The organism is Streptococcus viridans (assembly GCF_900636365.1).
Taxonomy (GTDB): Bacteria; Bacillota; Bacilli; order Lactobacillales; family Streptococcaceae; genus Streptococcus; species Streptococcus viridans_A.
This window is the reverse complement of sequence record NZ_LR134266.1, coordinates 302579-314631: the sequence shown is the minus strand read 5'-3', so window position 1 is coordinate 314631 and position 12053 is coordinate 302579. Positions and strand designations below refer to the sequence as shown.

General features: G+C 42.4%; 12 protein-coding genes. 2 read left to right on the top strand and 10 right to left on the bottom strand.

Annotation, left to right across the window (positions count from 1 at the left end; genetic code table 11):
* Positions 1-127: 127 nt before the first annotated feature.
* Together EL081_RS01775 and EL081_RS01770 are read left to right on the top strand one after the other, a co-directional pair.
* Entirely contained in the window at positions 128-673 is a 546-nt protein-coding gene (locus tag EL081_RS01775) for a DUF1307 domain-containing protein (protein ID WP_185946465.1), read from the top strand.
* A 108-nt stretch (positions 674-781) separates the two neighbouring features.
* Complete coding sequence (locus EL081_RS01770; protein WP_126403759.1) at positions 782-1249, top strand: hypothetical protein; 468 nt, start codon at positions 782-784, stop codon at positions 1247-1249.
* A 210-nt stretch (positions 1250-1459) separates the two neighbouring features.
* Here EL081_RS01770 and EL081_RS01765 read toward each other — a convergent pair whose 3' ends face one another.
* From EL081_RS01765 to EL081_RS01720, 10 genes are all read right to left on the bottom strand, one after another.
* Positions 1460-3310: a proline--tRNA ligase gene (locus EL081_RS01765; RefSeq protein WP_126403758.1), complete on the bottom strand. Its 1851-nt coding sequence runs from the start codon at positions 3308-3310 to the stop codon at positions 1460-1462.
* Between the two features lie 17 nt (positions 3311-3327).
* The gene (gene rseP / locus EL081_RS01760; protein ID WP_006595030.1) at positions 3328-4587 is read right to left on the bottom strand and encodes an RIP metalloprotease RseP; all 1260 of its coding nucleotides are present in this window, start codon (positions 4585-4587) and stop codon (positions 3328-3330) included.
* Between the two features lie 41 nt (positions 4588-4628).
* A complete protein-coding gene (locus EL081_RS01755) occupies positions 4629-5432 on the bottom strand; it encodes a phosphatidate cytidylyltransferase (protein ID WP_006595031.1) in 804 nt (267 codons plus the stop codon).
* Between the two features lie 11 nt (positions 5433-5443).
* Positions 5444-6193 carry an isoprenyl transferase gene (locus EL081_RS01750; protein ID WP_126403757.1) on the bottom strand — a complete coding sequence of 250 codons (750 nt, stop codon included), beginning with the start codon at positions 6191-6193 and terminating at the stop codon, positions 5444-5446.
* A gap of 132 nt (positions 6194-6325) precedes the next feature.
* Positions 6326-6655, bottom strand: coding sequence for a preprotein translocase subunit YajC (gene yajC, locus EL081_RS01745; RefSeq protein WP_126403756.1), 330 nt, complete (start codon positions 6653-6655; stop codon positions 6326-6328).
* A gap of 187 nt (positions 6656-6842) precedes the next feature.
* Entirely contained in the window at positions 6843-7088 is a 246-nt protein-coding gene (locus tag EL081_RS01740; protein WP_006595034.1) for a hypothetical protein, read from the bottom strand.
* A gap of 292 nt (positions 7089-7380) precedes the next feature.
* Positions 7381-9486 carry an ATP-dependent Clp protease ATP-binding subunit gene (locus EL081_RS01735; protein ID WP_126403755.1) on the bottom strand — a complete coding sequence of 702 codons (2106 nt, stop codon included), beginning with the start codon at positions 9484-9486 and terminating at the stop codon, positions 7381-7383.
* A gap of 357 nt (positions 9487-9843) precedes the next feature.
* Positions 9844-10608: an amino acid ABC transporter ATP-binding protein gene (locus EL081_RS01730; RefSeq protein ID WP_126403754.1), complete on the bottom strand. Its 765-nt coding sequence runs from the start codon at positions 10606-10608 to the stop codon at positions 9844-9846.
* A 19-nt stretch (positions 10609-10627) separates the two neighbouring features.
* Entirely contained in the window at positions 10628-11314 is a 687-nt protein-coding gene (locus tag EL081_RS01725; RefSeq protein ID WP_009732142.1) for an amino acid ABC transporter permease, read from the bottom strand.
* Between the two features lie 3 nt (positions 11315-11317).
* On the bottom strand, positions 11318-12010 hold the full coding sequence (locus EL081_RS01720; protein WP_126403753.1) for an amino acid ABC transporter permease: 693 nt from the start codon (positions 12008-12010) through the stop codon (positions 11318-11320).
* Between the last annotated feature and the right edge of the window lie 43 nt (positions 12011-12053).

Here is a 12053-nt window from a genome sequence, read left to right as displayed (position 1 = left end):
TCGGCCTGTTTTTCGACAGAAAAAGAATGGGGCCAGGTGCGAGCTCCTACACAATTAGCGAGTCATTTTTCACGGGGCTCAGTTATGATATAATAGAACAGAATATTTATTAAAAGGAGCCCTCTCTGTGAAGAAAATTTTACTAACCGGTGCCTGTCTGCTGACCCTGACTGCCTGTAGCACGCCTAGTCAGAATCAGCTAGAAAACAAACCCAAGCAAACTCAGAGTCAACAGAAAGCCAAAGAAGAAAAGGTGAAGACGAAAACTTTTTCAAGGGCATTAAGTGCTGATGTCGTCACTAAAATCAAAGTCTACTATCTAAAAGATAAGGTGACTGCTTTTTCTTTCATTCATGAAAAAGAGATCCCTGAAGAGGAAAAAGATAAAAGCCGTGAAGAGCTAGCTGACTTTTATCAGGAAGACATGGAAAGCAGTCCCTATTTTGAAGCGATGAACAAAGCCAAAGGGATTGAGTTAAAAGTTCTAATTTCTGCAGATAAAAAAACGGTTCGGCAATTTATCACATTTGATTTGGCCAAGATGGATGTAGATGAGGCGGCGGCGGCTTTGGGCGTGACAGACAAAAAGGGGACCCTCTTTGAAAAACTAAAAGATAAACCTGAAGACTTTTTTAAAGCTATCGAAGAACAAGGTTTGACAGAAGAAGAATAAAGCTTTCTAATTCATTTTTGAACGTTTACCTGTTCACAAATTTTCGCCTATTTTTTCATCCGAGTTTCTTACTCTAGTTCTATTTACTATAAATTTAAAGGAGTTTTTATGCGCCTCACTAAAAAAACAGTTCTGATTGCTATCGCTTCTCTTGCCGTTTTAGGTCTATGTCTATGGGGAGGAAGTTTGTATCTCACTAGGCAAAACGCCCTGAAACGATTTGATGAAAATTTTGTTCACTATCAAGCAAAAAGTGATGACCATCAAACTTTTATTGCACAAGATATCAACAGAAAAGAAGTCTATAATTTATCCTATTCTCCTACTAAAGAAACTGTTGCCATAACGAAAACAATTAAAAAAGGGGATATCTATTCTTCTGATTACCTTTACGGACCAACGACAGTCTATGATATCAAACAAACCGCTGATCGCTATACCATCATCACTTCAGGACATCCCATCCTCGTCGACTTTGGAACGACTTCAGTCAAGGTAACTTATAACAAAGACAGTTTTGAAATACCTTACTCTGAGTTGTCTTTTGGAGAGTCTTTCCCTAGCGAAGATAACTAGATCGCTACTTCTCTAGATTACTAGTCTTGAACACTGAACTAACCAAGCTATTAGCTATGGTTAGTTTTTTTTGCAAAAAATTGTTTTTAACTTATTCAGCTCGAGGGTAAATTATTCCGAATAGCAATAATCTCTTAGCGCTTCGGAAAGTCAGGGGTTTAGCTACTTCTTCAGGAAAAGAAAACTGCCAGGTAAAACTGGCAGTTTAGCTTATTTATTTAAAATTGAAAGGGTTTCAAGCAGGTTGTCTGCATGCACTTCAATCGTGTCGCCTGAAGCTTTAATTTTCACTTCTACGACACCGTCAGCTGCTTTCTTCCCAACAGTGATGCGGATTGGCAAGCCAATCAAGTCACTATCGCTAAATTTAACACCGGCACGTTCGTTACGATCGTCGACCAAGACTTCGTAGCCAGCCTTGACCAATTGGTCTTCGATCTTGCTAGTCAATTCAAGACTTGCTTCGTCCTTGACATTGACTGGAATCAAGTGTACATCAAACGGTGCTAATTCTTTAGGGAAGTTGATGCCCCAAGCGTAACGGTATTCACCTTTTGGAGTTTTGTTCACAAAGAGGCGAGCGTGTTGTTCCATAACGGCTGAAAGAAGACGACTCACACCGATACCGTAGCATCCCATGATGATTGGGACTGCACGACCATTTTCATCCAAGACATCCGCTCCCATACTTGCTGAGTAGCGAGTTCCGAGTTTAAAGATGTGACCAATTTCGATCCCACGCGCAAAGTTGAGAACGCCTTGTCCATCAGGAGAAATTTCACCTTCACGAACTTCACGGATATCCACATACTCGGCAGTGAAATCACGACCTGGGTTGACACCAGTCAAGTGGTAACCATCTTCGTTGGCACCAGCAACAGCATTGCGACTATCTTGTACCTTACGATCTGCGATAATCTTGACATTTTCTGGAAGATTGACTGGCCCAAGAGAACCAAAGTCCGCTCCCAATAATTCTTTCACTTCCGCCTCGGTTGCAGGTTCTAAGAAGTCTGCATCAAGGTAGTTTTTCAATTTGACTTCATTGAGTTGGTCATTGCCAACGAGTAGGGCAACAACTGGCTGCTCGTCTGCGATATAAACCAAGGTCTTGATTGTTTGGTCTTCAGAGACATTCAAGAAAGCAGCAACTTCATCAATCGATTTGACACCTGGTGTTTCCACGCGAGCTACTTGATCTTCAGTCACAACACGGTTGCTTGGTTTGTAGGCGTTAGTTGCCATTTCCAAGTTAGCTGCATAGCTTGACTCACTTGAGTAGGCAATGGTATCTTCACCAGAAACCATCCATTTGAGCAATTCTGCCTTGATTTCTTCTTGCACTTCTGCAGGAATCTCGTCAAATGATGCAACAGACTTGTCTAACACCACCCAACGGTCAAGGTCTGTACGAGAAGGAGTAATGGCCATAAATTCTTGGCTATCCTTACCACCCATAGCTCCACCGTCACCAATGATGGCTTTGAAGTCCAAGCCACTGCGAGTGAAAATGCGTTCGTAGGCTGCCTTGTACTCATCATAAGTTACATCCAAGCTATCGTAGTTAGCGTGGAAGCTATAGCCATCTTTCATGATGAATTCACGGGTACGAAGAAGGCCATTACGTGGACGTTTTTCATCACGATACTTAGGCTGGATTTGGTACAAGTTCAGTGGCAATTGCTTGTAAGACTTGACAGAATCACGGACAATTGCTGTGAACGTTTCTTCGTGAGTTGGACCCAAGATAAAGTCTGACTTCTCACGATTTTTCAATTTGTACAAGTCTTCCCCGTAAGTTTCATAACGGCCAGATTCGCGCCAAAGATCCGCACTGAGAAGGGCTGGAGCCAACATCTCAACGGCACCAATCTTATCAAATTCCTGGCGCATGATCTTCTTAGCTTTTTCAATCACACGATTTGCAAGTGGCAGATATGAATAAACACCTGCTGATACTTGACGAACATAACCAGCACGGAGCATCAAAGCGTGGCTAATGACCTGCGCATCACTTGGCATTTCGCGAAGTGTTGGAATAAGCATTTTACTTTGTTTCATTCAGATTCATTCCTTTTCTATTTCAAAAATAATTTCATTATATCGTTCCAAGTCACGGCAATCATCAAGATAACCATGACTGCCACTCCAGCAAGGGTCAAGTAGGTTTCTACCTCCTGCTTCAGCGGTTTTCTACGGACCAGCTCGATCAGATTGATCAAGATTTTTCCACCATCCAAGGCCGGAATGGGGATCAAGTTAAAGATTCCGATATTGATGGACAACATGGCCATCAGGGACAGGATAGCTGGAAGTCCTAGCTCCGCTGCTTGTGAACTAGCTTTGTAGATCGCTACCGGACCACCCAACTTGTTCAAACTAAAGTGGAAGATAATATCCTTCAAGGCCGTTAAGATACGAGTTGCGGTGTACCAAGTATCTGTCACACCTGAGAGAAGCTTATCGAAAAAGCCGGTCTTAACGGCATTAATCACACCGATATAATAGCGTCCACCATCTTCTTCTGGTTGGACCGTCACTTTTTGAGTCTTCCCGTCTCGTTCATAGGTGATCGTTACTTCTGGATTTTTTCCTTGGTTACGGGTTGCCTTCTGGACTGAATCTGTCAATTCATCCCAGTTGGAAACCTTGTATTCATTGATCTGAACAATCTGGTCATTGTCTTTTAGACCAGCCTTAGCCACTACTCCTTGAGGAACAACTCGAACATGGTTGCTGTAGTAGTCCACTGCTCCTCCCTGCATAAAGGCCAGGAGCGAGTACACAACAATACTCAGGATAAAGTTGTTCATCGGACCAGCAAAGTTGGTAATCAGTCGTCCCCAGATACTAGCGTTTTGATACTGCACATCCAGAGGGGCAATCCGTACTTCTGTCCCATCTTCCTCAACGATGGTTGCATCATGGTGGACAGGATAGGTTTTGGTCTCTTCGATGACGATTCCTGTAATCTGAAGTTTATTCTCAAAATCAAAATCTGTGACATTCATGGGGAGAGCTGTCTGGTCGATATTTTTTCCAGAAAGGTTGATCCGAACAACAGTTCCCTCAGGGTTCAAAGTCAGACTGACAGGCGTTCCTGTCTTAATCTCTGTCGTATCTTCGCCCCATCCTGCCATACGAACATAGCCGCCCAGCGGAAGGATTCGAATGGTATAGGCTGTTCCGTCCTTGCCCACATGCGCAAAAATCTTTGGCCCCATCCCAATCGCAAACTCACGGACCAAGATGCCTGATTTCTTTGCAAAATAGAAATGGCCAAACTCATGCACCAGAACAATGACGCCAAAAATGATAATAAAGGCAATAAATTGCATACACGCTCCTTCGTTTTATCTGATGATTATACGATTATTGTTTAAAATAGACCAAAGAATAGCATCAGTGGGAAAACAAAAATCAAGCTATCAAATCGATCCAAGACACCACCGTGACCAGGGATAAAACGGCCAGAGTCTTTCACTCCAAAATGGCGCTTGATGGCACTTTCGACGAGGTCACCAAACTGAGCTGCTATACTGAAAAGAATGGTAAAGAGAATCATGGTTACCCAACCGTAAGATCCCGCAACAGTACGATCTAGGATCATAAAGATCATCGTCACAACGACTGCACAAGCAATCCCGCCTAGACTTCCTTCAACAGTCTTATTAGGTGACACTCTTGGCAAGAGTTTTTTCTTACCGAACTGGCTCCCAATAAAGTAGGCCCCTGAATCCGTAGCCCAAACAATAAAGAGGGCCAAGAGAATTTTATCCACACCTGCTAAGCGCGCCTGAATCAAGGCGTGGAATCCAAAGCCGACATAAAAGCTAGAGGCGATTGGATAGACAACCTCATCATAGGTATAGCCTTGTGCTAAGACAGTTGTCCCCATCAATAGCAAGACCAAGAGCCCGTAGGCGATGAAATTGCCACCTGCTGGCAAGAAAGGAAGGTAACTCTCTAAAGGCAGGGCTAACACAAGAGCTGCTAGCATAGCCAAGGCTCCTTCGATGGTTTCGGTCTGCAAGCCTTTCATCTTCAACAATTCATGAACACCCAACATAGCGATGAGTCCCACTACAATCTGAAAAACAACTCCTCCAACAAGGACGACTGGAATAAAGAAAGCTAAGGCGATTCCTCCAAAAATCACTCGCTTCTGTAAATCTTTTCTCATCTATTTCTCTCCTATACACCACCAAAGCGTCGATGACGATGGCTGTATTCTTCTATTGCATCATGCAAGGCCTTTTCTCCAAAATCTGGCCACATCACATCGGTAAAGTAAAGCTCACTATAGGCCGCTTGCCAAGGCAAAAAGTTACTCAAGCGAAGCTCCCCACTAGTCCGAATAATCAGGTCAGGATCTCGCAAGTCCTTGGGTAGACTATTGGTATACAAATAATTGGCAATGGTCTCTTCTGAAATATCGCCTGGATTCAAGTGCGCATCGAGAACTTCCTGGGCAATTTGTTTGACTGCTTGGGTCAGTTCCGCCCGTCCCCCATAGTTCAAGGCAAAATTCAAAATCAAGCCCGTATTGGAGTGGGTTAATGCCTCTGCTTTTTTCAGAGCCTCTATGGTTTCCTTAGGAAGACGGGAAATCTCGCCAATCATCTGGATCTTCACATTATTTCTATGAAGTTCTGGAACAAAGCGGTCATAAAATTCAACTGGAAGATTCATGATAAAGCTCACTTCTTGTTGAGGACGTGTCCAGTTTTCAGTTGAGAAAGCATATACCGTTAGAGCTTGCACTCCCATCTCCTTGGCTGCGATGGTTACTTCTTGCAGAGCCTCCATGCCAGCTTTGTGCCCAAAGACACGAGGTTGCATCCGTTTTTTGGCCCAACGACCATTCCCATCCATGATGATTCCAATATGCTTGGGCACTTCTAGGGGAACACTTAACTTTTCTTTCTTTTTAAAACGAAACATGTTTTTCTACCTATTTCACTGTTTTTATCGCTTCATTATATCATAAATCCGCTTAAAATGGCAGTCTAGCCCCTTTTCTAGAGGGTATATATCTAAAAATGAAAAAAGCGACCTTTTGATCGCTCCTTCTTATTATTCACCGTCAATGATAGAATCTGATTCGCCAACGCCTTCAACTGCACCAGCTGTCACCCCTTCTGAAACTGGCAAAACTGTTTTAATAGCTGTCAATTCAAATGTGAGGTATACGCCATCCACATCCAAAACAACGGTTTTCCGTTCAGTGTCTACTTCATCAACTGTTCCATACAAACCACCGATGGTAATCACTTCATACCCTTTTTGAAGCTTGTTCAAGCTTTCCATCCGTTTTTGGTATTGTTTCTTTTGGCTACGGCTCATGAAGAACATCATTCCGACCATTAGCGCAAGCATAAATAGCAAGGTTGTACCACTTTGCATACCATTTCTCCTTTTTAAATCATATATGCTCTACTATAGCAAATTTTATAGGCATTTTCAATACGAACCCTTGATTTTCAAAAAATAAGTCGGTAGATGGAGGTGGTCTGCCCTCTATTCGATTCGAACATCTTTTCTAGTAATTCCTTTTTTAGAAAAAGAAAAAACCATAAAAAATAGGTTTTTGCTAATCGATTGCAATTCCATATTTTTCATGATTTTTATCATACCATTCAATCAACAACATGGCTGTTTGATAGGTAATGTTTTTAATTTTACTGGTTCCTTTTGTCAAGGTAGCTAGACTCATCTTACTAATATCTGTCTCAGTCGCTACTCTATAACTTGTCACCTTTCCATCCACCATCAATTGAACGACAGCTTCAACTTTCTTATAATCTTTTGTCGAATAAATATCAATTGGATTTTTCATAAAATCATCCTATCCCCTTAAATTTAGTCTTTTATATATTATATAATTTATTTGTTCATTTATAAGAAAATCTTGCTTATAGACGCTTTCTAAGGCATTTTCATACTGTATTTTGCACCAATTTATGAAAAATCATACCTATTTTTTATCATTTTTCACTTTCTGGGAAAAAAAACGATAAAACTATACCTTATATATTTTTCTTTTGTTGACATAAAAAAAGGCTAAGAATTTTTTCTTAGCCTCCTTTTTCAGACTGATTTTCTCTCGTTTATGGTGCTAGATGCCCTAGTTATTCTTCTGAGTTTCCACTCTCTTTAATAACCAATTCTCCATCTTCCATATCTGCTAGCAAGTGTTTAGCATCAAGATTATCCAAGTGGAAGTCTGTCACTTTATCTCGGATTTGTTGTTCAACCACACGACGGAGTGGACGAACACCCATAACTTCATCATATCCTTCTTCAGTCATGTATTCTTTGGCAGCATCGCTCACTGTCAAGTCGATGTCTTTCTTAGCAAGAGTTTTGTTCACTTCTACTAACATCAAGTCAACAATCTTAGAAAGGTCTTCCTTGCTCAAGTGTGAGAATTCGATCACTGCATTAAAGCGGTTCAAGAATTCTGGACGGAAGAATGGTTTCAAACGATCCATGAGTTCTGGCTTGTCCGCATCTTCTGTCAAGTTCGCTTCGTAACCAAAGCCAGCGTTTGAAGTGGCGATAATCACTGTATTCTTGAAGTTGACCGTGTTCCCTTGACCGTCTGTCAAACGACCATCATCCAAGACTTGAAGAAGAAGGGTGATCACTTGAGGATCCGCTTTTTCAATCTCATCAAGAAGGACGATTGAATATGGATTACGACGGACGCGTTCAGTTAATGTATTGTTGTTGTCATCGTAACCTACATAACCTGCAGTTGTACCGATCAATTTAGATACGGCTGTACGGTCGCTATATTCTGACATGTCCAAACGGATGATGGCATCTTTAGTACCGAACATATCAAGGGCTAATTGTTTAGCCAACTCTGTTTTACCAACACCAGTAGGTCCGACGAAGAGGAAGCTACCGATTGGACGGTTACCTTCATCAAACCCTGCACGGTTCCGACGGATCGCTTTTGAAACAGCTTCAACGGCTTTGTCTTGACCGATAACTTTCGTTTGCAAACGGTGACCCATATCTTTCAAACGTTCGATGTCCGTAGCCCCCATTTGTGATACTGGGATTCCAGTCATTCGTTCGACAGACTCAGCTACGTCATTGACAGTTGCAGTCACCTTGTGATCTTCTGTATGGTTAGCAATTTGCTTTTCAAGCTCTTCGATACGGACTTTTGCATTTAGAGCTGCTTCGTAATCTTCTTTAGCCGCAGCTTCTTCTTGTTTAGTTTTTTCCGCTTGAATTTCGTGCTCAACCGCATGTACATCTGTTACAGGGTGTTGAGCTGCCAAGTGAGCAGCTGTCACATCGACCAAGTCAATCGCCTTATCAGGCAAGCTACGTTGTGGAATGTATTGAACAGAATAATCAACTGCTGCTTTCAAGACTTCATCTGGCAAAACAACATTGTGGTGTTTTTCGTAAAGATCACGGATCCCTTGGAGAATCTTGAAAGTATCTTCAGCTGATGGAGCATTAACCTTGACTTCGTTGAAACGACGAGCAAGGGCCGCATTCTTCAAGATGGTGTTACGGTATTCATCTTGAGTAGTTGCACCAATGACTGTCAATTCCCCACGAGAAAGAGCTGGTTTCAAGATATCCGCAAGACCTTTTGATCCTTGACCATCCCCTGTGCTGCCCGCACCAAGAATTTGGTGGATTTCGTCAAAGAAGAGGATGACATTGCCCATGGCTTTGACTTCTTGGATCATATTTTGGATATTTTCTTCAAAGCTACCACGGTATTGCGTACCAGCTTCTAGACCAGAAATATCAATCGAGATGATTTCTTTGTTCTTGATGGCTGCTGGAACATCACCGTTCACGATAGCTTGAGCCAATCCTTCTACAACAGCTGTCTTACCAACACCTGCATCCCCTACAAGGACAGGGTTGTTCTTGGTACGACGAGACAGGATTTCAGCCGTTTCTTGAATTTCTTTGTTGCGTCCGATGACCGGATCCAATTTTCCTTCACGGGCTTCTTCGGTCAAGTTACGGCCCAGTTTTGCAAGGATTCCATCTTGTTTCATCCCTTTGCCTTGTTGCTGTTGCACTTGCTCACTTCCTTCATTTGGAAGTTGACCCGTTTGGCGGTAAATGGCGAATTCTTCCGGTGTCACTTCACGACCATTAATCATGTAGCGACGGCTTTCAGAACGAAAACCACCCATGTTTCCCATTAGTTGATTGAAAAGATCATCCATATTGTTAAAGTTGTTGTTCATAGTTGTTACCTCGTTTTACATAATTTTAAATCATTCTTGAAATGAGCAGCCGAATTGGCTACTTAATATTTGTTTACATAATTTTATTTTTTCTTTTAAATGAATAGCCTCAAGGGCTAAGATCTTATATTCCTTCTTTTATCAATTAGTTTTCTATATTTTGGAAATAGCATATTACCATCTCCTTTCCACTATTGATCTTGTAAACTCTTGAGATTTTCCAACCTCTTTTTGTTTACATAAATTATTATAACTCAGACTGATTTTTTTGTCAACACTTTTTACATAATTTTTTTGCATTTTTTAAAAAAATTTTCCGAATCAAAAAAACACACCCTTACCAGGGTGTGCCTCTTATCAAATCATGTATTCGACGCTGTAGGTGGCATCGGATAGAATCCGTGAAAGGAATTGTTTGGTTCGTTCTTCTTTTGGACTGTTGAAGAATTCATGGGGTTCGTTTTCTTCGATGATGTGTCCACCATCCATAAAGATGACATGATTGGCCACATCACGCGCAAAGCTCATCTCATGGGTTACGACAACCATGGTCACTCCTTCTTGGGCTAGTTGCTTCATAACAGCTAGTACATCCCCGACCAACTCTGGGTCCAGCGCTGAGGTCGGCTCATCCAGCAAGATCACGTCTGGTTTTACTGCGATGGCACGTGCGATTCCGATCCGCTGCTGCTGGCCACCTGATAGTTGAGCAGGATAGTAATCCTTATAAGCGAGGAGACCGACTTTTTCAAGGGCTGATTCTGCCCGTTGGATGGCTTCTTCTTTTGGAATCTTGCGGGCTACAATCAGGCCTTCCAAGATATTTTCAAGGGCTGTTTTGTTGGCAAAGAGATTGTAGTGCTGGAAGACAAAGGCTGTCTTTTGGCGGATTTCTAAAATTTCCTTTTTGCTGAGTTTTGCAAGGTCATACTCTTTTCCACCTAGAGTTAGGCGGCCTGTGTCTGCCTTTTCCAAGTGGTTGAGGCAGCGTAGGAAGGTAGTTTTTCCTGATCCAGATGGACCTAAAATAACCACGACATCCCCTTGGTTGACCTTGAGATTGACATCTACCAGGACTTGGTGGTCCTTAAATTTTTTCGATACGTGTTCTACTTCTAACATCTTTTCATTTCTCCTTCTTCTATGCGAGTGTCAGGCGTTTTTCCAAGCGATTGAAGCCCCACTGAATCACCCCACAAATGACAATATAAAGAATAAAAATCACGAGATAGGATTCAAAATATTGATAGCCATAAGAGGCCTCTACCTTGGCAATGGCAGTGATATCCTTGATGGTCATGACAAAGACAAGGGAGGTGCCTTTGACCAAGTTGATGACCAGGTTACACAGATTGGGCAGGGCTGCACGCAGGGCTTGTGGAAAAACAATTCGGATATAGGCTTGGCGATTGGTCAAACCGATGGCTTGCGCTGCTTCTAACTGGCCCTTATCCACCGTCAGAATGGCTGACCGTAGAATTTCAGCTAGACTTCCTGTTGTCATCAAGCTAAAGATGATAAAGGCATAGTAAATGGGATTGATCTCAAAGACATTAAAGTGACTGCCCATGCTCTTAAAAAAGCTATTTAAGAGGCTGGGAAAGAGACTATAAAAGAAGAGAATCAAGAGAATCGGAGGCGTCGCGCGAATAAAAGCCAAGTAAACCACTGAGAAACTGCGAACCCCTTTGACCTTATAGATCTGACCGAGCGCCAAAAAGAGGGCTGGAAAAAAACTCAAGAGAATCGACACGACCATGATCAGAAGGGTCACTGGAACACCACCCAAGGTGGCTAGAAACGTTTTACTAATAAAATTGAAATCCATAAGCTACCTTTCTGTTACACTGAGTCGTTTCTCAAGGAGTTGAGCGGAGAAGGAGATCACAAGTGCAATTGCCCAGTAAATCACTGCTACGGCTGTATACGTCTCGAGGGAATAATTCCCAAGATTGCGACTGATCAAGTTGTTTCCTGCTCCCATGATATCGATAAAGCCAATGGTATAAGCCAAAGCGGCATCGCGCATGAGGTTCAAGATGGCAGTCGTCATATTGGGAAGAGCCACGCGAAAGGCTTGGGGAAGGACAATGCGCCAAATGGTTTGAGCTGGCGTCAAGCCAATACTCAAACCCGCTTCCATCTGACCTTTTGGAATAGCCAAATAGGCTGCCTTAAAGACCTCAGAAATCATCGCCGCAAAGAGAAGAAACATGGCCACAAGGACAAAAACAAACTTGGACCAGTGATCAATGTCAATGCCCAACCACCAGTTCAAAAATTGTGGCAGTCCATAAAAGACCAAAAATAGCAAGACAATCGGAGGGGTACAACGCAAAGTAAAGACGTAGCCTTTTGCCAGACCTGCTCCTACCTTATCTTCTGATACTTGTGCCCAGGTCAAAACCAAGCCAAATGCCGAACCGAGAAGCGTCGTTAACACCATCAAAGCTAGGGTCGCTGGCAGGGCTTGGACCAAGGTTGGAAGAAATAACCAGACCTTGGAAATGTCGTATGAGACCATGTTTTTTTCCTTTCTGTATCCGTATAGAAATAAGGAAGCTGGG

Excerpts from the sequence above, each read along its gene's own strand:
- EL081_RS01730 (WP_126403754.1), bottom strand. The coding sequence starts at position 10,608 with ATGTTAGAAGTAGAACACGTATCGAAAAAATTTAAGGACCACCAAGTC.
- yajC (WP_126403756.1), bottom strand. The coding sequence starts at position 6,655 with ATGCAAAGTGGTACAACCTTGCTATTTATGCTTGCGCTAATGGTCGGA.
- EL081_RS01725 (WP_009732142.1), bottom strand. The coding sequence starts at position 11,314 with ATGGATTTCAATTTTATTAGTAAAACGTTTCTAGCCACCTTGGGTGGT.
- EL081_RS01735 (WP_126403755.1), bottom strand. The coding sequence starts at position 9,486 with ATGAACAACAACTTTAACAATATGGATGATCTTTTCAATCAACTAATG.
- EL081_RS01770 (WP_126403759.1), top strand. The coding sequence starts at position 782 with ATGCGCCTCACTAAAAAAACAGTTCTGATTGCTATCGCTTCTCTTGCC.
- EL081_RS01765 (WP_126403758.1), bottom strand. The coding sequence starts at position 3,310 with ATGAAACAAAGTAAAATGCTTATTCCAACACTTCGCGAAATGCCAAGT.
- EL081_RS01740 (WP_006595034.1), bottom strand. The coding sequence starts at position 7,088 with ATGAAAAATCCAATTGATATTTATTCGACAAAAGATTATAAGAAAGTT.
- rseP (WP_006595030.1), bottom strand. The coding sequence starts at position 4,587 with ATGCAATTTATTGCCTTTATTATCATTTTTGGCGTCATTGTTCTGGTG.
- EL081_RS01750 (WP_126403757.1), bottom strand. The coding sequence starts at position 6,193 with ATGTTTCGTTTTAAAAAGAAAGAAAAGTTAAGTGTTCCCCTAGAAGTG.
- EL081_RS01720 (WP_126403753.1), bottom strand. The coding sequence starts at position 12,010 with ATGGTCTCATACGACATTTCCAAGGTCTGGTTATTTCTTCCAACCTTG.
- EL081_RS01755 (WP_006595031.1), bottom strand. The coding sequence starts at position 5,432 with ATGAGAAAAGATTTACAGAAGCGAGTGATTTTTGGAGGAATCGCCTTA.